The following is a 21,585-nucleotide window of genomic DNA, read 5'->3' on the forward strand; positions in this document are numbered from 1 at the left end:
ATGGAATTAAGGGTTATGAAGTACTTCCTGGCAGTGGCGGAGGAAGGAAATATTACAAAGGCCGCAGACCGGCTGCATCTGACCCAGCCCACCCTTTCCCGGCAGCTGCGGGAGCTGGAGGAGGAACTGGGGGCACCCCTTTTTGTACGGGGGAAGAGAAGGATTGCACTGACCGAGGCGGGCGTTCTTTTTAAAGCCAGAGCTGAGGAAATCATGGCGCTGGAAAAACGGACGGTCTATGAGTTTTCCCATCTGGGGGAAACCATAGCCGGCGATGTGTATGTGGGAAGCGGCGAAACGGAAGCGGTGAGTGATGTCATATCGGCTCTGGCGCCGGTACTTCAGCAGTACAGGGATATCCATCTGCATCTTTTAAGTGGAAACGGTGAACAGTCACTGGATTATCTGGAAAGGGGACTCCTGGATTTTGCCCTTCTCTGCCGCAGTCAGCCTCCGGAAGATTATAACTATATCCAGCTGCCTCATCGGGATACATGGGGCCTGATTATGAGGAAAGATAATCCGCTGGCAGCCAAACCGGGCATCCGGGCAGTGGATCTCAAGAAGGAACCGCTGATTGTGTCAGCCCAGCTTACCTCTCGAAATGAGATCCAGCGGTGGATGGGGGATTACAGCGCCCTCACCGTGGCAGCTACTTACAATCTGGCTTATAATGCGTCGTTTCTCGTGGAGCAGGGGCTGGGAAGCATGATTACTTTTGAAGGGCTCGTCCCCTGTGGTACCGATTTCCGTCCGAACCTTGTATTCCGCCCCTTTATTCCCGCTTTATTCAGTGGTAACTTCATCATATGGAAAAAAGGACGCCTTCTTTCCAAAGCAGCGGAATTGCTGAAAGAGAGGATGGAGAGCTGCTTTTCATAATGCTTTATGGGCATGGTCAACTGAAATAAACAGGCATTAGCTATTGAAAAACCTCCTGCTTATAATAAAATCGTAGAAAGTCTATGGATTTCATGATAAGGCAGGAGGTATTTTTGTGGGTAAAAAGGTAATCATTATATCATCCAGTCTGCGAAGGAACAGCAATTCAGAAAGGCTGGCAGCTGCTTTTGCACAGGGAGCAGAAAAGGCAGGAAATGAAACGGAATTGATTTCCCTGGCAGGCAGGAAGCTGGGATTCTGCAGCGGATGTCTGTCCTGCCAGAAAACATTTCACTGTTACCAGAAGGACGACGGGGCGGTTCTCTGCGAAAAAATAGGGAATGCCGATGTGGTGGTATTTGCTACGCCCATCTATTACTACGGAATCAGCGGACAGCTGAAGACTCTGCTGGATCGGTGCAATCCCCTGTTTTCTCAGGAATACCATTTCCGGGATGTATACCTTCTGATGGCTGCAGCTGATGACAATCCCCATACACCGGAAAGAGCCATTTCCGGATTGACCGGCTGGATTGACTGTTTCCCCAAGGCCCGCCTGGCAGGTGTGGTATTTGCCGGCGGCGTGACAGAGGCAGGAGATATTGAAAATCATAAAGAGCTTCATGAAGCCTTTGTGGCTGGCATGCATGTGCAATAAATCAAGGGAGAAAACAGAATGAAAAATGTAAAGAAAATAAAATGGATGATTCTTGCCCTGGCCGGTCTTGCTCTGGCAGGCTCTGTGATGACGGCGGAGGCGGCCGATGTGAACAGCCAGGGAGAAAAGGGAAACGGGGCGCGCCGGATTTCTACGACTCCCTGGCAGGGAGAGGAACCGCTGAAGCTCACTGATACCTGGGACAAAACTTTTCCCAAGAGTGACAAGGTAGATCACAGCAAGGTCACCTTTCACAACCGCTATGGCATAACTCTGGCGGCGGACTTGTACAGGCCGAAAAACAGAAAAGGAAAAATGGCGGCCCTGGCTGTGGCAGGCCCCTTCGGTGCCGTCAAGGAACAGGCGGCAGGTCTCTATGCCCAGAAGCTGGCGGAAATGGGTTTTCTGACCATAGCCTTTGACCCATCCTTTATCGGAGAAAGCGGCGGCAGAATCAGAAATGTGGCCAGTCCGGACATCAATACGGAAGATTTCTCGGCAGCTGTGGATTATCTTACCAGCCGCGACGATGTGAATCCGGATAAAATCGGTATTGCAGGCATCTGCGGCTGGGGCGGCATGGCATTGAATGCCGCGGCTATGGATACAAGAATCAAAGCTACCGTTACATCCACCATGTATGATATGAGCCGGGTGATTGCCAATGGCTATTTTGACTATGAAAAGGACCAGACCCTTTTAAAGAAGGAAAGGATGGAAAGGCGGAAGGCTCTCAATGAAGAGAGAACCATAGATTATAGAAATGGAAACTACAAGAGAGACGGCGGTGTGGTAGATCCTCTTCCGGCAGATGCGCCTCAGTTTGTGAAGGATTACTATGACTATTACAAAACAAAGAGAGGCTATCATCCCCGGTCTCCTAACTCCAATGACGGATGGAACCTGACCAGTGCCCTGTCCTTCATGAATATGCCTCTTCTGACCTATGCGGACGAAATCGAAAGCCCTGTCCTCATGATTCATGGTGAAAAAGCTCATTCCCGTTATTTTTCGGAAGATGCATTCAAGAAACTGAAAGGAAACAACAAGGAACTCCTTATCGTTCCCGGTGCCAGCCACACAGACCTCTATGACAACATGGACAAGATTCCCTTCGACAAAATCGCCGCCTTCTTCCACAAGTACCTGGGGTGATGAAAAGGATAGAAAGATCAGGGAGAGGGGCTGTGAAGAAAGAATTTACCTTTTTTCACAGCCCCTGTTTCCATCTGTTACAGGCTGCAAAGCCCGGCACTTCCCGGAGCGGTCAATTCCGGGATTTCCTTTTTCTTCCTGCTTTGAAGCCCTGGTGCTTCCTGTGGTAAAATAACAGACATATGATTTCTATTTTTATGACAGGAGACACACATGGAAGCACTGAAAACGGTAACCATCAGCAAACGGGCGGAACTGGCGGCCAGGGGAGGACATCCCTGGATTTACGGCTCTGAAATCAAAAATATGGATGAAGGCATAGCGCCAGGAGACATGGTGAAGGTCCTTTCTTCCAAAGGGAAATTTGTGGGGACCGGGTTTTACAATCCTCATTCCAAAATTACCATCCGCATCTTCTCCACCAATGCCAACGACCGGTTCGATGATGCTTTCTGGAAAAGGCGGGCTGCCTATGCCGTCGATTACCGTCTCCAGGTGATGAGGAAGGAAGATTATGACTGCTGCCGTCTGGTGTTTGGCGAAGCGGATCAGCTGCCGGGCATGACGGTGGACCGTTTCGGCGATGTGCTGTCGGTGCAGGTGCTATCCCTGGGCATGGAAAAAAGGAAGCACCTTTTCCTTGACGGTCTTATCGAAGTGCTTCGGGAAAGAAATCTTCCCGTATCCTGCATTTATGAAAGAAATGATGTGAAAATCAGGGAACTGGAGGGCATGGAGCAGTACAAGGGATTTTACCATTCCCCTCTTCTTGCTCCGGAAGAGGAAAAGACCCTGGTGGACATTGTAGAAAATGGCATCCGCTATACGGTGGATGTGGAGAATGGGCAGAAGACAGGGTTCTTCCTTGACCAGAAATTCAACCGCCTGGCGGCAGCTTCCATTGCCCGGGGACGCCATGTGCTGGACTGCTTTACTCATACCGGCGCTTTTGCGCTGAATGCGGCCAAAGGCGGAGCCGCTTCGGTGACGGCTCTGGATATTTCAGAGGAAGCGGTGCATATGGCTGCCCATAACGGCATCATCAACGGTCTTCCTATCCAGGCTGTCAGGGCGGACGTATTTGACTTCCTTACGGAACTGGACCGCACAAAGAATCATGAATATGATTACATCATCCTGGATCCGCCAGCCTTCACGAAATCCGGCAGGACCGTGCACGAAGCCTTCCGGGGTTACAAGGAAATCAACTACAGGGCCATGAAAATCCTGCCCCGGGGCGGATATCTGGCCACCTGTTCCTGTTCCCATTTCATGGGAGAAGAACTTTTTGTGAAAATGGTGAAGGAAGCAGCCCGGGACGCCGGAGTCACCTTAAGGCAGATTGAATTCCGCCAGCAGGCACCGGACCATCCCATTCTCATGACGGTGCCGGAAACCTATTACCTGAAATTCTTCCTGTTCCAGATCATCTGACCACAGGGAAATTACGTATTTATATGCTAAGCAAAAGGACGTTGAAGAAATGACTGTCATTTCTTCAGCGTCCTTTTGCTTGCACCCTTCAGCGGGCTCTTTCCTGCAGGTAGTCCCTGAGGTTCAGAATTTTTACGGCGGTCCAGCTGCCGTTTACATCCTTTTCCATAAGCACCTGCCAGGTAAAGTCTTTGTCCAGTTTTTTATCATGAACCTTCACATACACCAGGGCTTTGCCATTCTCTTCCTTTACGTCCAGAATATCAGTGAGGGAAAGGGCAGCGGAGCCCAGGGAGGCAGACATGATTTTTCCTGCTTTGCCGGAAGATTCCTTGCCATTTCCTTCCGTAAAGCGGATTTCCGTCTGGCGCACCATTTCATCGACGGCCTGTTTTTTCAGCATTTTCAGAAGGGAAGCAGCCAGCTCATGGTCCACCCTGCCATCGGAAGCCAGGTAGGCGGCGGTGTCATCTACGGCAGAGCCATAGACCCTATCCATGTCTACCCGTTCCTTGAAAAGCTGCAGGTCCTTTTTCTTCAGGGCCTGCTGGATTTCCCCTGCTGCATAGGCCGGAGTTCTGGACCAGTAGAAAACGTACCAGCCTCCGGCGGCACAGAGGATGAGGGCCAGGACCAGGACAGCTTTTTTTACGATGGTGTTGTTCATAGATTTCCTCCTTTTTCTTTATTATATCGAAAGGGAGAAAAAAGAAACAGGGCTTCCCCCCTGAAGGGAAAGTCCTGTGAGGAAAGAGGCTATTTTCCTGTATCGAAGAGGGCCTTCTGCTGGGTAAATTCGAGCATGCCGTAAATGCCGCCTTCCCGGCCGATGCCGCTTTCCTTGTAGCCGCCGAAGGGAGCTGCCGTATCACGGGGGCTGGCATTGATGTATACGTTGCCTGCCTGGATTCTATGGGCCATGGCGATGGCTTTGTCCTTGGGGCCGTACACACCGGCGTTGAGGCCGTAGCGTACATCATTGGCAATGGAGATAGCATCGTCCTCATCCCGGTAGGTAATGACGCAGAGCACGGGCCCGAAGATTTCATCCTGGGCGATGGTCATATCATTTTTCACATCGGTGAAGATGGTGGGCTTTATGTAGTAGCCCTTATCCGGAGAGTCCGGAAGTCCGCCCAGAAGGAGGCGGGCTCCTTCATCCATGCCCTTTCTGATATATTCGGAAATCTTTTTGTACTGCTGCAGGGAGGACACAGGGCCCAGCTTTACTTCATGGCTTTCGGGGCTGCCGACTGTATATTCTTTGGCGATTTCTGTCAGCTGTTTTTCTATGGTTTCCTTTTCTTCTGCCGGAATGAGGAGGCGGGAGAAGGCAGTGCAGGTCTGCCCGGAATTCAGGAAGACGCTGTTGAAGCACAGGTGGATAGGTTCGGTGTAGTCATGATCTTTGGCAGGAAGAATCACATAGGGAGATTTACCGCCCAGTTCCAGACTGATGTGTTTCACTGACTCCAGGGCCTTCTTGCCTACCGTTACGCCGCCGGAGGTGGAGCCGGTGAAGGAAATCATATCCACCAGGGGATGGGAGGAAAGGGCATTGCCCACTTCACCGCCCCGGCCGGTAACCAGGTTGAATACGCCTTTCGGGAAGCCGGCTTTCTCAAAGGCTTCTGCCAGGTAATAGGAAGAAAGGGGCGTATGCTGGCTTGGCTTTAAAATCACCGTATTTCCCATGAGCAGGGCCGGTACGATTTTCTGGATGACCTGCCCCAGGGGATAGTTCCAGGGCGTAATGCATCCGATAACGCCCACCGGTTCCCGGTAGGTGGTGGAATAGGCCATCTTTTCTACCAGAGGAACCTTCGGCGCCAGATCTATGTAGGAACGGGTACGTACGTACTGGTATTCCACCTGGGATGATTTGGTAAAGCTGTAGGGAGAGCCCAGCTCTTTGATGGTGATGTCAATGAGGTCATTTTCCTGGCTTTTGAAAATGGCAAGGAACTTTTCCATCAGATCGATTCTCTCCGTCAGCGGAAGGGCGGCCCAGGCCGGAAGGGCCTCATGAGCTGCTCTGGCTGCTTTGTCCACATCTTCTTCATTTCCGGCGGGCACCCGGGCAAAAATCTGCCGGGTGGCGGGATTCTCTACTTCGATAAACCGGCCTGACGCGCCGGCAGTCCACTGGCCGCCGATGTAAAGCTTTTCAAAATCCACTGGTAAAAACCTCCCTTTCGCAAAATGAAAAAGGGAATAGCCTATGACTTCTATCCCCTTCTTCGGTTTGATGAAATTGCAAAGGCCTGTGCCTTTTCTTTATTATAGCCATTTTATTTGCAGGATACAATGAGAGGGGAAGTACAGAAAATCTATCCATCCATGGTATAATGAAGTTGAATCTATTGCTAATAGGTTAATATAAAATTAATGAAAATATAATAAGGAGGTTTGAATGGGTTTACTGGATGAAACATTGAACCAGATTCAGCCATTGGATGAAGGGGCCATGGAAAAGGCAGCATCCCGGTGGAAGAATCTGTACACAGGCATGGGGGACTTGGGAAAAATGGAAACCATGGTGACCCAGTTTGTCGGTGTAACAGGGGAGGCCATGCCGGACATTCCGAAGTGCTGCACCGTCATTGCCTGCAGCGATCACGGCGTTTATGCAGAAGGGGTTTCCGCCTATCCCCAGTCCACCACCGTAGGCATGACAAAGGCCTACGTGGAAACGAAGGGGGCTGCAGCCAATGCCATGGCCTATTATGCCCGCTCTGACATGGTGGTGGTAGACATGGGAATCAATGCTGACATGAGCGGCGTACCGAACCTCCTGGACCGGAAAATCGCCCGGGGTACGAAAAATATTGCCCAAGGGCCGGCCATGACCCGTCTGGAGGCAATCCGCTCCATTGAAACGGGTATCGAAATTGCAGATGAAAAGGCCAGGGAGGGGTACCGGGTATTTACCATCGGTGAAATGGGAATTTCCAATACCACTTCCTCCGCCTGCATCCTGGGGGCTTTCAACCATTGGAATGCCATCGAAGTCACTGGCCGGGGCACTAATATTTCCGATGAACGGCTCCGCCATAAAATCGATGTGGTGCAGAGGGCAATGGATGTGAACCATCCTGATCCCAATGACGGCCTGGACGTACTTTCCAAGGTGGGCGGTTTTGAATACGGCTGCATGACCGGCGTCATCCTGGGGGCCGCTGCCAACCATGCTCTCACCATCATTGATGGCTTCAACACCACCGCCAGTGCGTTCATTGCCAAAGCTCTGTGTCCGGAAGTGGTCCATTACCTTATGGCGTCTCATCTGTCCCTGGAACAGGCCCACAAAAAATCGCTGGCTGCCCTGGGACTGACGGAATACATTGACCTGGACTTTCGCCTGGGTGAAGCCATTGGTGCCGGCATTCAGACAAGAATGCTGGACTATGCCCTTTCCGTATATCGGGAATGCGCGGCTAAAGATGAGGAGGTGAAAGCATGAGTTCCATTCCAAAGTTAAATGAAGATGTGATGAAAGCCTGCCAGCTTTACGTGGATAACCTGATTAAACCGATCCATTCTCTGGGAAAGCTGGAGGAAATGGCAGTCCGCATCGCCGGTATTACAGGCATTGTCAAGCCTTCCTATCTCAGCAAGGCCCTGGTTATTTTCGGCGGCGATACGGCAGTGGACGGAGAAAATAAAACAAAAGGCCAGCTCTCTCATGATGAAATGAAGCTGGTGGCCCAAGGATACGGGCCGGTCAATGTCATTGCCCGGCAGCTGGAGTCGCCGGTGTACCTCATTGATGCAGGCCTTGAAAAGGATACCTCCGATATAGAAGGAGTGCTTACAAAGAAAATGATTCACGGCACCCATCACGGCAGGCCTGCCATGGATGATGAGGTGGTGGAAAATGCCATTTCCCTCGGCATGTCTGTGGCCAAAACCCTGGCTGCCCAGGGCGTGGAAGCGGCAGGGATAGGAAACATAGGGGAAAGATCCCTTCTCTCCGCCCTGGCAGTGACGGCATCCATTATGAAGGAAGACCTGATGAAAGTTTCTCAGGGAAGCAGCTTCCAGCTCTCTTTGTCCGGTGTCGGGGATTTTGCCAAAGACCCGGTGGGCAATCTGGCGGAAGTGGGTTCTGCGGAAATTGCAGCTCTCTTTGGCTTCGTGGTGGAAGCGGCCAGAAAAGGCATGATCGTAGTCTTTGATAATGCAGTGACCGGAGCGGCCGTGCTGGCGGCAGTGACGGTGTATCCGGAAATCAGAAACTTCATTTTTCCTTCAGTCTATTATGAAGAACCGATTCATAAAATGCAGATGCAGAAACTCAAGATGAATGCTTTCCTCCATTATGATTTCACAGAAGCCGAAGGATTCGGATCAGCCCTGGGCCTCTCCCTTCTGGATGCGGCCATTGACATGCTGAACCAGATGAAAACCTTTGGCACCGCCGACGTGGATGTGGCCATCGACGGCGCAGGAAGCGGGAGGCAGAGAAAGGAGATTAAATAATGAAAGCCCTTTTTATCAGATGCTACGGAAAACTGACGGCAGATATGATGATTGGCGGCCTCATCGACATGGGGGTGCCGCCGGTGTACCTGAAATCAAAGCTGAAGGATGCCGGCCTTCCGGACAATTTCATTGAAAAGCCCAATCCGAAAGCTCAGATTTCCGCTCATTATTTCCATATCCCGCCCTATGGGGACAAGCCCCTTCTTTTAAAGCAGGCAGACCTTTTCAGAATCTGGAAGGACATCTGCAGCAAAGGAGCGCCGGAGTGGGAAGAAACGGGATGGAAGGTATTCTCCGCCTTAACCGCCGGCGTGTCTCATGCCATTGATGAAATTCCGGCGGATGTGGTGGACCTCAGGCGGGCAGGCGTATCGGAGGAAAATCTGATATCCCTTTACCTCTTCCTGGCATGCCTGGACTATCTGGAGGTGGAAACCCTCTTTACCTGTTCCTTTACCATTTCCAAAGGAAAAACGGAGAAAGGAAAGTCATCGGCTGCTATTTTGACCGATGCCGTTTCCACAGTGGGGAAAGAAGTGCCTGCCGAGGATGTGGATCCTTTTGCAGCAGCCATGCTGGAAGGTCTTTCGGCTGCCTTCATGCCCATGGACGGCAGGTTCCTTACGGACCGCACTGCCTATGGCAGTTCCAGCGCTGAAAAGCCGACAGGCGATAATACCCTGGCAGAATATCTGGGATATTTCACAGACCGTGGAGAGTCTGTCTTCAGCAGGCACATGAAGGTCTTTGGCATGAGCGCAGAATTGGATTTATAGGGCTTCTGACTGACCGCACCGGCATCTCCCATGGATGCCGGTGTATTTTTATGCTTTTTTTAAATAATTTGTAAAAAGGGGCTTGCCAAAAGAAGAAAAATGAGCTATAATCATTTTCGTCGCACGGCGGAAGTCCAAAGGCAGGAAATGAGATCTTGACTGATTCAAAACTTCCTGTTGACAGAAATGTCACAATGTGATAAAGTATAGGACGTGACGTTGAGGGTCAAATCACTGAGAAACAAAATTTCAAGAAGTGACTTGACAAACGACGAAAGCAATGATAAAATGGCATCGTTGCTAACAAATGCGGAAGTAGCTCAGTGGTAGAGCACAACCTTGCCAAGGTTGGGGTCGCGGGTTCGAGTCCCGTTTTCCGCTCCATAGTTAGTATCATCCGAGAGGATGTGCTATAGATTCCTGAATAGCTCAGCCGGTAGAGCGCGTGACTGTTAATCACGATGTCGCAGGTTCGAACCCTGCTTCAGGAGCCATAGGGGTATCGCCAAGCGGTAAGGCAACGGACTCTGACTCCGTCATGCGTAGGTTCGAATCCTACTACCCCTGCCAATGATCCATTAGCTCAGTCGGTAGAGCACTTGACTTTTAATCAAGGTGTCCCGCGTTCGAGTCGCGGATGGATCACCATATGTGGCCTGTTCGTCAAGTGGTTAAGACACCGCCCTTTCACGGCGGGTTCGCGAGTTCGAATCTCGCACAGGTCACCAATGTGGGCGATTAGCTCAGCTGGGAGAGCGTCTGCCTTACAAGCAGAATGTCAGCAGTTCGATCCTGTTATCGCCCACCAAACGGCCCGGTGGTGTAGTGGTCTAACATGCCGCCCTGTCACGGCGGAGATCGTCAGTTCAAATCTGATCCGGGTCGCCACAATTTTGCCTCGGTAGCTCAGTTGGTAGAGCAAAGGACTGAAAATCCTTGTGTCAACGGTTCGATTCCGTTCTGAGGCACCATATATGCGGCTGTGGCGGAATGGCAGACGCGCTACTTTGAGGGGGTAGTGATCTTTCGATCGTGTGAGTTCAAGTCTCACCAGCCGCACCACAATTTTCCTAATTACTTGTTGTTTAACTTCATATGCGGTCGTGGCGGAACTGGCAGACGCGCTATCTTCAGGCGGTAGTGGAGTAATCCGTGAGAGTTCAAATCTCTCCGACCGCACCACTCAAAAATGAACTTCCAAGTGTTGAACTTGGAAGTTTTTTTGTGCCCGAAAAGAAAGTGCTTTCTGCTTAGGGATGCACAGGATTTTTTCTCCTCTTTGCCATATAATAAAAGGAAAAAGGAGGTTTCCATGCATTCGTCGGTCTACTTCTTCGCCTTAGGGCATTTGGCCACAGACTGGTCTCAGGGCGCCATACCGGCGCTGCTTCCCTATTTCATTGCCCGCTTCGGTCTTTCTTACCAGGAAGCAGGCCTGCTGGTTTTTGCCAATGTGCTCATTGCTTCTGTCATGCAGCCGCTCTTTGGTTATTATTCCGATAAGGTTTCCAAGCCCTGGTTTGTGCCGCTGGGCCCTCTGATCTGCGGGACCGCTATTTCTTTCGCAGGCTTTGCCCCAGGCTATGCGTTCCTTTTCCTGTCAGCTCTCTGCTGCGGCATAGGCAGTGCTCTTTTTCATCCGGAAGCGGCCCTTATGGTGAATCGGATTTCCGGAAGCCGGAAAGGCCGGGCCATGGGAATCTTCTCTGTAGGCGGCAATGCGGGGTTTGCCATAGGCCCCCTTCTGGCAGGTTTCTGCGCCTACCGGCTGGGCATCCATTTCCTCCTGATCTTCGGTATCCTTAATGCGGTTATGGCACTTGCCTTAGTCCGCTGCATGGCTTCCCTTCGCCCTGCCATGGCCCGGGCAGAAAAGGAAGAAGCCCGGGTTCTTGGGGGAGTGGAAAGAAAGAATGACTGGATATCTTTTGGAAAGCTGTCCGTATTAATACTGGCCCGTTCTCTTGGATTTACCTTAAGCAATACCTTCATCCCGCTCCTCTGGATTCACGTACTGGGGGCCACGGAAGGGGAGGGAACCACAGCGCTGTCCATTCTTTTCGGGCTGGGGGCCTGCTTTACCTATCTGGGCGGTCTGCTGGCAGACAAAATGGGATTTCTGAAGATCATTCACCTGGCCTTTCTTTCCATGGTACCGGCCTATTTTCTTCTCACTCACACAGAAAGCCTGACATGGGCTTTTGTGCTTCTGATTCCGGCGGCCCTTTCCGTATTCATGCCCTATAGTCCCATCGTTATCCTGGGGCAGACCTATCTGGGGAGAAATGCCGGCTTTGCCTCCGGCGTGACCCTGGGACTTTCTACCACCCTGGGCGGCATGGTTGCACCCCTGGTTGGCTGGGCAGCTGATATATGGGGCCTTCAGACAGCCCTCCAGATTCTCTGGGTGGCAGGCCTTATGGGAGCGGCCGTATCCTTCACCCTTCCCGCTGTGAAAAAAGAGGAATGACCTGTTTCAAACATAGAAGGTTTCATATGATATAATAAAAGAAATTTATACCTTATACCTATTTTTCAGTCACAGGAGGATATATGAACGCATTTGCAGCACTTGGGGTAGCAGAGGATTTGACAGCCCTTTTGAAACTGCAGGGGATTAAAATGCCCACCCCCATCCAGCAGGCTTCCATCCCGTCCATTTTTAAGGGAAAGGATCTGATTGGTCGATCCCAGACAGGCACCGGCAAGACCCTGGCCTACCTGCTTCCGGTTATCCAGCGGGTGGATAAGGACAGGGGCGCCACCCAGGTCCTCATCATGACCCCCACCCGGGAACTTTCCAAGCAGGTATTTGACGTATTCCGCCCCTTTGCTCTGAAGCTCGGTCTTGACGGCGTAGATATCATCGGCGGCAGGACCATTGAAAACCAGCTGCAGAAGCTGAAACGGGATCCCCAGGTCATTATCGGTACACCCGGCCGCCTTCTGGACCATATCCGGAGGAAAAGTCTGGACCTTTCCCAGGTGAAAACGGTAATCCTGGATGAAGCGGATCAGATGCTGGCCAATGGTTTCAGGGAAGATATCGAAGCTCTGGTGGATGAAACGCCGAAAAAGCGGCAGCTTCTCCTCTTTTCTGCCACCATGCCCGAAGAAGCGGTGCGGCTGGCAAGGAAATATATGAAACATCCGGCTTTTATCGATGTTTCTGAAAAAACGGCAGCTTCCACAGTGGAACAGCGGGTCTATGAAACGACCAAACCAAGGAAGTTCAAGCTTCTGGTACGCCATCTGACGGAAATGAATCCCTACATGGCAGTGGTTTTCTGCAATACCCGGGAAGAAGCCCATGAAATTGCAGGAAAGCTGCAGGAAGAAACAGATTTCGTGGTTGATGAAATCCATGGCGACATGAGCCAGGGGCAGCGAAACCAGGTGATTCGTGAATTTGAAAAGGCGAAAACCCAGATTCTTGTGGCCTCGGATATTGCAGCCCGGGGGCTGGATGTGGAAGGCATTACCCACGTATTCAACTATGACATTCCCAGAAATCTGGAATACTATGTCCACCGCATCGGCCGCACCGGAAGAGCGGGAACAAAGGGCATTGCCATTACCTATGCCACCCCTGAAGATGGGAGTCTCCTTCGAAAACTGGAAAAATCCATTTCCGAAACCATTACCCGCTACGATGAAAAGGGAAATGTACGGCGCGTAAGACAGGGAAAACCGAAAAAGAAAGTGGTAACCCCCGGCATGTACAAGCCTACCAAGAAAAAGGAACATAAAGCTCTGGGCCACAAGGGAAAGAATATGCGCCAGAAGCGGAAGAAAGATAAAACGGATAAAAAAGGTAAAAGAAATAAATAAATAATGGAAACCGTCCGGACATCCGGACGGTTTTTTCGCGGAGGGCTGGTGGAGAGTGAGAGGGTTTTTGCTATCTGCTTACCGGGAAATCCTATGCTCAAAAGAAATCAAAGACCATTGATTACCAGACACCAGTCTTACCTCCGGCTGATCGTTATGGGCAGAGGAATCGATATCAGCAGGTACCGGAATTCTTAGCTCTGGCTGGAATGACCGTGCGCTGCGGGAGGGTTATTCTGCAGCGCTGACTTCATATTCATTGCCTCGGCGGCAATCTGCAGCCCTTCGGCCCAAAGGGTCATTAACCTTTCTCATTGGACGCTGCCCCCATGTGGTACAATATACCTATTGAGGTGATAGTATGTGTAAAAATAAAGACTGCATAAAACAGCTTCTCTGGCTGCTGGCGCTGACCATTCCCTGGGGACTGGGGGGATTTGTGGTTCATACGGCTTTTTCCCTGTCCCTGGGTACCATTGTCTACTGGGCGGCAGGACTTCTGGTGCCTTTGATTTTCTACCTGGTGCAGAAGAAGGGCTGGGGCAGCGAGCTGGGAGGCCTTAGGGGCGCCGTTCACGGGCCTGTCTGGATTTCTCTGGTCATTGTAGAGATGGTGGTATTCTGGAATTATCTGCCCTCCATTGACAGGATATGGAAAACATCTCCGGTTCCTGCGGCAGCAGCATCATTCCTGGTGCTTTCTTTCTTCGTTATCCTTGCATTCTTCCTGGACCGGTGGATTTCTCTTATCTACGTCCGGCTGAAGGAGAAAAACACCCTGGCTGCCCGGTGGCTGGGCTCAGCCTTTTTCAGCGGACTTATCCCCGGCACGGCCATGATTTCCTTTCTGGGGCTTTACTATGCCGGCGGCATGCGGCTGGATCCTTTTACGGCCTCTTTCTTCCTCATGGAAATCTTCGGCTTTGTATTTTATGGGAAGATTCTGCTGGCTATGATGACTTTCGGAGTTTTCCTGTTTCTATCCCTTGAGGGGCCCCGGGGCGAGCGGGCGGTGACTTCTGTATTTTCAGCCATTTTCTGGCTCTTCCTCCTTTTCATTCCCGTGGTGGTTTCTTCCCGCATCACGGGAAGCGGCCTGTGGAGGGCTTACCTGGATCCTTCCTATCTTTCCGTATTTCCCTATCTTTCCGATCTCTGGCTTACCGGCCTTGCCCTTATGGGAGCCCGGAGGCTTACGGCATGGATTTTCAGGTAGAGAAGTGTTGACAAATAAAATTTGTTCGCTATAATAATTGTTGGCAGATAGAGGGGCTCTGCTTTGCCGGTATCGGAAAAGAACCGGACCGCAGAGTGAGTATATCGCCAAGTTTACGGCTTATATCTCGATGAGAGTAAGAACGGAGGTTATCAAATGGAAAAAGTTAATCATGCACCCCAGGAAAATCACGTATTTTTAAGTATCCGTCAGCTGACCGTATCCGGTCTTCTGGCAGGAATTACCATTTTCCTGGGCCTTACGGGGTACGGATTTATTCCCCTGATTGTAATGAATGCCACCATTCTTCATATCCCCACCATTATCGGTGCCCTGGTGGCAGGACCGAAGGTAGGAGCGCTGGTGGGATTCCTGTTCGGACTCTTCTCCTTCATCCAGACCCTGCGGGCGCCAAGTCTGCTTCTGCAGTTTGCCCTGCAGTACAATCCTTTCTATGATGCTTTCATCTGCATCGTTCCAAGGGTGTGCATCGGTCTCTTTGCATGGTTCCTTTATAAACATATGCCCGGCAGGGAAGGCATTCGTGTTGGTATTGCCGCTGTAGGCGGATCTCTCTGCAACACCGTCCTCTTCCTGGGTTCCTTCTTCCTTCTGGTAGGTGCTCCCTATGCAGCATCCAAGGGGATTTCTGTGGAAGCTGTCGGTGCAACCATTATGGGTATCGTTGGCATGAACGGTGTACCGGAAGCCATTGTTTCCGGTGTCATCATTGTACCGGTGGTGACCATGCTGAAAAAATCGGGCTGGAAGATGAAATAAAATGAGAAGACTGCAGGCAGGTGCCTGCAGTTTTTTTATGGGGAGACAGGTATGAAAGTGCTGATTGACGGCGACGGCTGTCCGGTGATTGCGGAAACGGAAAGGGCGGCCGCTCTCTATGGGCTGGAGGTCCTTATATTCTGCGATACCAGCCATCTCATCTCCTCCAGAACAAGTCGGGTCATTCTGGTGGATCAGGGACGGGATGCAGCGGACTGGGCCATTATTTCCGCTGTGAAGAAGGGGGACCTGGTGGTTACCCAGGACTATGGACTGGCATCACTTGTCCTTGCCAGAAAGGCCTACGGGTTTCATCAGAATGGCTGGCAGTACAGGGATGAAAATATAGAATCCCTTCTGATGGAACGGTATGAGGCGGGAAAGGCCAGGCGCTCAGCCAGGAATCATTTGAAAGGGCCGCCCAAGAGGGACAAAAGACAGAATGAACTCTTTTTCCAAAGACTCTGCGCATTTTTGGAAAGGGTAAAAGACAAATAAAAAGGATGCGGCATTTGCCGCATCCTTTTTATTTACTGCCATCAGGCTTCGTCTTTGCCCCGGAGCCGTTCATCGCATTTGGCAATGAGGGCGGCAGAGTCTACTCCTGCGTCCCGGCACATGGTGCCGATGGTGGTCTTCATGTCAGAAGGCATGGCAATCTTTTCTTCCTGGAAAACGGGAAGGAGCTGGGGATACATGGTGAGAATGGTTTCCATGGGGGTATCATTGGTGAGAAGGGGTTTCTTGTACTTGTCTGCAATGAACTCATTCATTTCACCGATGATTTCAAATACATCCATACCATGGGACTGGGCGGCCTGCCACAGGTTTTCATCGTAGGAAACAAAGCAGCCTACACAGGACATGCCGTATTCCATAAGGAAGGGTCCCATTTCCGGATAGACTTCAATAATCTGCATGATATTGTTTTCCGGGCGGACGAAATCTCCTTCCTTCAGAGGCGGCACATCAGGGGATGCGAAACCGCCGCCGTAATAATCGCCGGCTTCTCCCTCAGAAGCGCCGGGCATGGTATTTCCAAGCACCGCATCCCGGAAGGCTTCATAGCCCATGTTGTCAATAAATTCTTCCATGGACTGGTAATTTTCATGTTCCAGGTAGTAGGTGCAGGCTTTGGTCATAATGGAAAGGGCATCGGAAGGGAACTGGGCGAAGGCGAAGAAGGTCTTCTTTCCGGTGTAAATGTCCCAGCCATCGGACATGCCTACGGAACGGATGGGAAGCGGTGTGGTCATGGTGCAGGTCAGGATGCAGGAGGGCCAGGAACCAAAAGCCAGAAGGCCCAGGTCCTTCAGAGTATCTTCCACATCATCCTTTGCCAGTCCGGAAATGATGGGACGGCCCTTGGGGTCAAGGATATAGGTGCCCTCATGCTTTTCGGCCACCTCTTTCATTTTGTGCTTAAATTCATTCCGTCCTTCCGTAATATCCGGAATGAAATCGATTTCAAGGGAAAAGGTCAGATTATCTGCTGTCATACATAAGCTCCTTTCAAGAGGCTGGATTCTATACATTCATACTTTTCTATCTTATCACGGACCGGCTGTTTAAGCAATACAGGAATGAGGTTTCCTGTTGATGTGAAAGGCGATGGGGCCATGACAGGCAGGAAACTATGAGCAAAATGTTTCCTATTGAGGTGAAGAGAGGTGGAGCCAAGCCGGACAGGAAACCGTTTGGGAAGAGTTTCCTGTGGAAAAGAAACACAGTGGGACCAGGGTGGACAGCAAACTATTCCTTTTCTCCTCAAACATGGTACAATATATCAAATCCATCTGTGTTCTTCTCAGGGAGGCAGGAACATGAAAAATTGGAAGAAAAAACTGACAGCAGCCATGCTGGCAGCGGTATGTCTTACGGGGGCAGCTGCGCCGGTGACGGTGGAAGCAGCCACTACGACCCAGAAGATTCTTTACGGAGCGGCGGCTCTCCTTTTTATTTCCAGCTATTATACCCGCATGGATGATAAAGCGGGGATGCAGCTTCTGGACCAGTGCCAGCAGCAGACAGGCGTGTATGAATCAGCAGAAGCGGATAACCGGGTGCAGTCTATTTATGAAAATATACGGAATACCGGTGCTGTGGAGCGGAATTACAATGTCTATGTGTCCCCCAGCGAGGACATCAATGCCTTCATGAGCCTGGGCGGCGTGCTCTGTGTCAATAAAGGATCCCTGGATGCCTTTGACGATGATGAGCTGGCCTATGTGATGGCCCATGAAATTTCCCACGGCGAAAAGCGGCATAATGTGAACGGCGTGAAGAAGAGTGTAGGCCTGATTACGGCGCTGGATATTTATCTTGGAAGTGATGCGTCCTACGGCGAATATCTCCTTGGAAATATTGCGGCCAACTATGTGTCCAATGCGGTATTCACCAAGGACCAGGAAAAAGAGGCTGATGATATGGGCTTCCAGTACCTGGTGGAAGCAGGCTATAACCCCGGCGGCGGAGCAGCTTCCATGCAGGTGCTGAAGGATAAGTACGGCGAAAGCGCTCCCTCCGGCATCAAGGCGGTGCTGGCACCGGGCAACCACCCCAAAACCAGCGACCGTATCAATAAGAACCTGAAATGGATGAAACAGTATTCCGGCGGCCATGTGGATGTGAAGGACGGCTGGATCGTGGTGAATGGTGAAAAGGCTTTCCAGCCATCTGCCGCAGGCCGCTATACCGATAAGGAGAGGACCTTCCTCACGGCGGGCAAACTGGACAGACTCTACCATGCGGGCCATGTACCGGATGCGGTGATTCAGGATGATACCATTTACTGTGGAAATACGGCAGTGTACAGTTTATCATCGGCAGAAGATGGAAAGCTCTATGTGGCAAACCTGAACAAAGGGATTGCCAAAGATCGGGGCGAAGCAGTACAAAGTGATTTTGACATCGATTCCCGAAGAAAAAAGATAGAAAAGAAAGCAAAGGCCGGGAAGCAGAATGGCGGCAGCGTTGAAAACGAAGTACAGGCAGGCGCCATTCCAGAAGCCGGCTGACAGGATTGACAGTACTGATTTACTCATGAAATCTGCTTTTATAAGAAATTATATGAAGTGGCACCATGGGATTCCCATGGCATAACACGTAAGGAATCAAAGCAGTGAGGGGTAAATCCGTGCTTTCGTAGAAAGGATTGTATGAATTAAATTATGAAGAAATTATTGGCTCTCCTTGTTTTGGCGGTTGTATTTGCAGGCGTGGCTTTCGGCATTCTGGCTCTCATTACCCCGGAGCCTCCCAGAAAACCGGAGCTGCCGGCTCCGCCGAAAACGGGAGCCGTAGCGGCGGCCTTGGTGGACGGTAATACGGGAGAACTCCTGGCAGAGAAAGAAGGCACCCTGAAGGTGTATCCTGCCAGCACCACCAAGATTCTCACCTGTATCATTGCTCTGGAAGAGGGGAAGGACAAACTGGATCAGAACGCAGTGATTACTCAGCGGGCTATGAAGCAGGACGGCACAAACCTGGGAGTCCGCCCGGACATGCCTTTGTCCCTGCACCAGATGCTCTACGGCATGATGCTTATTTCCGGCAATGATGCCGCTGTGGCCACAGCGGAAACAGTGGGCGGCTCCTATGACCGCTTCATTGAAATGATGAATGAAAAGGCCGTCTCCATCGGTGCCAAAAATTCTCATTTTGCAAACCCCAATGGCCTTACAGACCCGAATCATTACACCACAGCTGAGGATATGGCAAAGATTGCAGTCTACGCCATGAAGAATCCTGATTTCAGGGATATCGTAAAGAGAAAGACCTATCCCATGACCTACAAAAATGGCATTTACCGGAATGTGGCAAACCGGAATGAATTCCTTTCCAGCGGCTACGATGGAGCCAACGGCATTAAAACGGGCATGACCGAGGCTGCCGGCGACTGCCTGGTGGCCTCGGCAGAAAGGGATGGACAGCTGATTGTTGCAGTGTTCTACAATGATCCCAAACGGTGGCAAGATGTGAAGACCTGGATGGACTACGGCTTTGCCGCTGCCAAGGTGGAAAGGGAATATCATGAGGCACTGGCAGCAGAACCTTCTATTTACAAATTTGTGAACCGCATGCTGGGAAAGGAGCCGAAGGAAGTGAATGGTTAAAAAGAAAAAAGCTCCTTTCCTGAAGCGCCTTTTTCCCGGAAGTCCGGTGCTGCGCATTATCTTTGTGGTAGTTACCCTGATTACGGCCATTGTGGTGGTGCAGAATGCATACCATTACATCAGAATCAGACAGCAGGAAGCTCAGCTTTTCCAGGAACGAGATAAACTGGCCCAGGAAAAGCAGGAACTGGAAACAAAGAAGGAGGAACTGGAAGATCCGGCCAAACTGGAGAAAAAAGCCCGGGATGACCTGGGCCTGGTGAAACCGGGGGAAGTGCCTTATGTGCGATGAAAAAAAGACTGCGAAGAAATGGTCAGCCATTTCCTTGCAGTCTTTTTGTTTCCTTACCATTCCGATGCGTGGTCAAGGAGCCAGCCGCCGGCGGTGCAGGCCGGGCAGATACAGTATTTTACGCCCTTATCCTTTGCCTCATGGGCAGCCTTTGCCAGATTTCTGGCAGTATCGGCGCCAAAGAATGCAGCACCCTCTTTTGATTCAAAGAAAGGAATCACATGGTCGATGGAGCACACATCTTCCTTCAGTTCTTTCTTCAGCAGAGCAGCTGCTTTCTCCTCTCCCTCTGTTCCGGCGGCATCCAGGTATGACTGGCATACCTTTTTCAGCCCGCTGTAGCAGCTGGGCGCATTCATGACTTCTTTCACCTTGGTTACGATTTCTTCTTTTGCCATAAGAATCATCCTTTCTGTTCAAACATCATATGAGACGTGGCTTCGGCAGCCACCGTGCCGTCCTCGTGGAGCACCCGGGCTTCCATCACCGACAGGGGCCCTTTCCGCCGGATTTCGCGGCACACAACTTTCACTGTTTCTCCAATGAGCACGGGCGTGCGGAACCGGGTTTCCATTTTTCCCGTATAGGCAGGAATGCCGGTATTCAAAAAGAGATAGTTGCCCATCACTTCGTCCATGAGGGTCATAATCAGGCCGCCGTGCATGCGGTCGTTATAGCTCTGGTGTTCATGGGAGGGGGTAAAGAAGGCAAGACAGCCGCCGGGAATGGAAAAGAAATGGAGATGAAGCCCCAGGGGGTTTTCCTTCCCGCAGGCAAAGCACATACTGTAGGCCGGTCCGCCGGACAGTTCGGTAAGGGGGCGGCCCAGCTTCTCCTCTTCTTCGTGAAGAAGCTCCTTCTCTCTCATGTTTAAGGGGTATGGTTCCTTCTGATTCATATAAAGCCTCCTTCAGAGATGCAGCAGCTTTCTCTTTTTTATTATAGCATGATGAAACAGAGGGAAATAAAAAAACTGCGGATATTCCGCAGTTTCAAGTGGGCTTTTCTGCTTCTCAGAAACGGTCCAGCAGGTGGTAGCCTTTTCCTTTGAGGAAGGCTTCCGTTTCCGATTCGGTGGTGGAGAATACAGCAATAGGGGAGCTGGTCTGGCGGTCGAAGGAAATATAGAGATAGCGGATCATCACATTGGCATTCTGCAGGTCCGAAAGGATATGGTCCAGGGTGCCGGGCTTATCGGATTTCATATCTACAGCCAGTACCAGGTCTACCCGGCACTGATATCCTTCTTTTTCCAGCGCTTCACTGGCCTTGTCGGACTGATCCACAATGAGTCGGATAATGCCGAATTCGGCACTGTCTGTGGCCAGCATGGTATAAATATTGATGTCGTTCCGGGCGAGAATAGAAGTGATTCGGCTCAATGCGCCCTTTGTATTGGCAGCGAAAATGGAAACCTGGTGTAACATAATATCCTCCTTCATCAGAGCCTTCCGCTCTGTTTATTACAGTGATTTTATCATAAATGGCAGAAAGGAGATAGGGGAGAAATGAATGGATGCTGCCGGTGTCATTCCAGGCCGTTCATGGCGACAAAACTTTACAAATTTATTTCAAAAATCCTATTGACTTTTTTCATCAAGGCAGTATAATATCAACCATAACACGAAAGAACGAATGGCAAGGATCGGGATAAGTATCGTGCAGAAGGTTTCAGAGAGCTGACGGCTGGTGCAAGTCAGTACGAAGCAGGATACAAGCTCACCCGGGAGTTTCGGAAGTGAACCAAGTAATTTTCGACGCCGCCTGCGTTACAGGCATGACAAGCAATGATCGGGACAAGGAATATATTGGTCCATGGCACAGAGAGCCGGCGGATGGTGCAAGCCGGTGCATTCCAGTATTGACTATCACCTGTGAGCCCCTTGGTTGAACGTAGTAAACCGAGGCGTCTGTCCACGTTACGGATATAAGCACAGAGTATAATGTAGGGTGGTACCGCG

At 50.9% G+C, this 21,585-nt stretch carries 21 protein-coding genes, 10 tRNA genes and 1 other annotated feature (1 of these 32 running past the window's edge); of the genes, 25 read left to right on the forward strand and 6 right to left on the reverse strand.

The features are described from left to right. From NW747_RS05900 to NW747_RS05915, 4 genes are all read left to right on the forward strand, one after another. Window positions 1-882: a LysR family transcriptional regulator gene (locus tag NW747_RS05900; RefSeq protein WP_008860473.1), complete on the forward strand. Its 882-nt coding sequence runs from the start codon at window positions 1-3 to the stop codon at window positions 880-882. Between the two features lie 115 nt (window positions 883-997). Next, the gene (locus tag NW747_RS05905) at window positions 998-1,540 is read left to right on the forward strand and encodes a flavodoxin family protein (protein ID WP_273185872.1); all 543 of its coding nucleotides are present in this window, start codon (window positions 998-1,000) and stop codon (window positions 1,538-1,540) included. A gap of 18 nt (window positions 1,541-1,558) precedes the next feature. Further along, window positions 1,559-2,695: an alpha/beta hydrolase gene (locus NW747_RS05910; protein ID WP_273185875.1), complete on the forward strand. Its 1,137-nt coding sequence runs from the start codon at window positions 1,559-1,561 to the stop codon at window positions 2,693-2,695. A gap of 213 nt (window positions 2,696-2,908) precedes the next feature. Next, window positions 2,909-4,129, forward strand: a complete 1,221-nt coding sequence (locus tag NW747_RS05915; RefSeq protein WP_273185878.1) for a class I SAM-dependent rRNA methyltransferase — start codon at window positions 2,909-2,911, stop codon at window positions 4,127-4,129. 88 nt (window positions 4,130-4,217) lie between these two features. On the opposite strand, the gene NW747_RS05920 is transcribed toward NW747_RS05915, so the two are convergent. Further along, window positions 4,218-4,796, reverse strand: a complete 579-nt coding sequence (locus NW747_RS05920; RefSeq protein ID WP_273185880.1) for a DUF2939 domain-containing protein — start codon at window positions 4,794-4,796, stop codon at window positions 4,218-4,220. 89 nt (window positions 4,797-4,885) lie between these two features. Then, window positions 4,886-6,307 (reverse strand): aldehyde dehydrogenase family protein, encoded by a 1,422-nt coding sequence (locus tag NW747_RS05925; protein WP_273185883.1) that lies wholly within the window; start codon window positions 6,305-6,307, stop codon window positions 4,886-4,888. 235 nt (window positions 6,308-6,542) lie between these two features. On the opposite strand from NW747_RS05925, the gene cobT reads away from it, so the two are divergent. The 18 genes from cobT (at window position 6,543) to NW747_RS06015 (ending at window position 15,715) form a co-directional block, all read left to right on the forward strand. After that, window positions 6,543-7,592: a nicotinate-nucleotide--dimethylbenzimidazole phosphoribosyltransferase gene (cobT, locus tag NW747_RS05930; RefSeq protein WP_273185885.1), complete on the forward strand. Its 1,050-nt coding sequence runs from the start codon at window positions 6,543-6,545 to the stop codon at window positions 7,590-7,592. Further along, entirely contained in the window at window positions 7,589-8,611 is a 1,023-nt protein-coding gene (locus NW747_RS05935; protein WP_008858515.1) for a nicotinate-nucleotide--dimethylbenzimidazole phosphoribosyltransferase, read from the forward strand. The genes cobT and NW747_RS05935 overlap by 4 nt, the downstream gene beginning before the upstream one ends. Continuing rightward, the gene (gene larC / locus NW747_RS05940) at window positions 8,611-9,390 is read left to right on the forward strand and encodes a nickel insertion protein (protein WP_273185889.1); all 780 of its coding nucleotides are present in this window, start codon (window positions 8,611-8,613) and stop codon (window positions 9,388-9,390) included. Before NW747_RS05935 ends, larC begins: the two co-directional genes overlap by 1 nt. Before the next feature lie 309 nt (window positions 9,391-9,699). Beyond that, window positions 9,700-9,774: transfer RNA gene (locus NW747_RS05945), tRNA-Gly, on the forward strand. 34 nt (window positions 9,775-9,808) lie between these two features. After that, a tRNA-Asn gene (locus tag NW747_RS05950) sits at window positions 9,809-9,884 on the forward strand. A 1-nt stretch (window position 9,885) separates the two neighbouring features. Continuing rightward, window positions 9,886-9,960, forward strand: a tRNA-Gln gene (locus tag NW747_RS05955). Between the two features lie 2 nt (window positions 9,961-9,962). Continuing rightward, a tRNA-Lys gene (locus tag NW747_RS05960) sits at window positions 9,963-10,038 on the forward strand. A gap of 5 nt (window positions 10,039-10,043) precedes the next feature. Then, window positions 10,044-10,118, forward strand: a tRNA-Glu gene (locus NW747_RS05965). Window positions 10,119-10,122: 4 nt separating this feature from the next. Then, window positions 10,123-10,198 (forward strand) — tRNA-Val (locus NW747_RS05970). A gap of 3 nt (window positions 10,199-10,201) precedes the next feature. Beyond that, a tRNA-Asp gene (locus NW747_RS05975) sits at window positions 10,202-10,278 on the forward strand. A 7-nt stretch (window positions 10,279-10,285) separates the two neighbouring features. Next, a tRNA-Phe gene (locus NW747_RS05980) sits at window positions 10,286-10,361 on the forward strand. Between the two features lie 5 nt (window positions 10,362-10,366). Continuing rightward, window positions 10,367-10,452: transfer RNA gene (locus NW747_RS05985), tRNA-Leu, on the forward strand. A gap of 35 nt (window positions 10,453-10,487) precedes the next feature. Continuing rightward, window positions 10,488-10,572, forward strand: a tRNA-Leu gene (locus NW747_RS05990). A 130-nt stretch (window positions 10,573-10,702) separates the two neighbouring features. After that, entirely contained in the window at window positions 10,703-11,860 is a 1,158-nt protein-coding gene (locus NW747_RS05995) for an MFS transporter (protein ID WP_273185891.1), read from the forward strand. An 83-nt stretch (window positions 11,861-11,943) separates the two neighbouring features. Beyond that, entirely contained in the window at window positions 11,944-13,221 is a 1,278-nt protein-coding gene (locus tag NW747_RS06000; RefSeq protein ID WP_273185894.1) for a DEAD/DEAH box helicase, read from the forward strand. A 361-nt stretch (window positions 13,222-13,582) separates the two neighbouring features. Continuing rightward, a complete protein-coding gene (locus tag NW747_RS06005) occupies window positions 13,583-14,437 on the forward strand; it encodes a hypothetical protein (protein ID WP_273185896.1) in 855 nt (284 codons plus the stop codon). Window positions 14,438-14,593: 156 nt separating this feature from the next. After that, the gene (locus NW747_RS06010; RefSeq protein ID WP_008858520.1) at window positions 14,594-15,217 is read left to right on the forward strand and encodes an ECF transporter S component; all 624 of its coding nucleotides are present in this window, start codon (window positions 14,594-14,596) and stop codon (window positions 15,215-15,217) included. 51 nt (window positions 15,218-15,268) lie between these two features. Then, on the forward strand, window positions 15,269-15,715 hold the full coding sequence (locus NW747_RS06015; protein WP_273185899.1) for a YaiI/YqxD family protein: 447 nt from the start codon (window positions 15,269-15,271) through the stop codon (window positions 15,713-15,715). Window positions 15,716-15,756: 41 nt separating this feature from the next. Here NW747_RS06015 and NW747_RS06020 read toward each other — a convergent pair whose 3' ends face one another. Continuing rightward, window positions 15,757-16,716 (reverse strand): DUF1858 domain-containing protein, encoded by a 960-nt coding sequence (locus NW747_RS06020; protein ID WP_273185901.1) that lies wholly within the window; start codon window positions 16,714-16,716, stop codon window positions 15,757-15,759. A 324-nt stretch (window positions 16,717-17,040) separates the two neighbouring features. On the opposite strand from NW747_RS06020, the gene NW747_RS06025 reads away from it, so the two are divergent. The 3 genes from NW747_RS06025 to ftsL all read left to right on the forward strand — a co-directional run bounded on the left by NW747_RS06025 (window position 17,041) and on the right by ftsL (window position 19,624). Next, a complete protein-coding gene (locus tag NW747_RS06025) occupies window positions 17,041-18,234 on the forward strand; it encodes a M48 family metallopeptidase (RefSeq protein ID WP_273185904.1) in 1,194 nt (397 codons plus the stop codon). A 153-nt stretch (window positions 18,235-18,387) separates the two neighbouring features. After that, the gene (locus NW747_RS06030) at window positions 18,388-19,332 is read left to right on the forward strand and encodes a D-alanyl-D-alanine carboxypeptidase family protein (RefSeq protein WP_273185906.1); all 945 of its coding nucleotides are present in this window, start codon (window positions 18,388-18,390) and stop codon (window positions 19,330-19,332) included. Continuing rightward, window positions 19,325-19,624 carry a cell division protein FtsL gene (gene ftsL, locus NW747_RS06035; RefSeq protein WP_008858525.1) on the forward strand — a complete coding sequence of 100 codons (300 nt, stop codon included), beginning with the start codon at window positions 19,325-19,327 and terminating at the stop codon, window positions 19,622-19,624. The genes NW747_RS06030 and ftsL overlap by 8 nt, the downstream gene beginning before the upstream one ends. A gap of 53 nt (window positions 19,625-19,677) precedes the next feature. Here the strand turns inward: ftsL and NW747_RS06040 are convergent, their stop codons facing one another. The 3 genes from NW747_RS06040 to NW747_RS06050 form a co-directional block, all read right to left on the reverse strand. After that, the gene (locus NW747_RS06040) at window positions 19,678-20,022 is read right to left on the reverse strand and encodes a heat-shock protein Hsp90 (protein ID WP_273185909.1); all 345 of its coding nucleotides are present in this window, start codon (window positions 20,020-20,022) and stop codon (window positions 19,678-19,680) included. 5 nt (window positions 20,023-20,027) lie between these two features. Beyond that, window positions 20,028-20,522: a PaaI family thioesterase gene (locus NW747_RS06045; protein WP_273185912.1), complete on the reverse strand. Its 495-nt coding sequence runs from the start codon at window positions 20,520-20,522 to the stop codon at window positions 20,028-20,030. Between the two features lie 115 nt (window positions 20,523-20,637). Continuing rightward, window positions 20,638-21,051, reverse strand: coding sequence for an ACT domain-containing protein (locus tag NW747_RS06050; RefSeq protein ID WP_008858528.1), 414 nt, complete (start codon window positions 21,049-21,051; stop codon window positions 20,638-20,640). Between the two features lie 351 nt (window positions 21,052-21,402). Continuing rightward, window positions 21,403-21,585, forward strand: a binding site (T-box leader); it runs 15 nt beyond the window's last position.

The organism is Dialister succinatiphilus, assembly GCF_928721695.1.
Lineage (GTDB): Bacteria > Bacillota > Negativicutes > Veillonellales > Dialisteraceae > Dialister > Dialister succinatiphilus.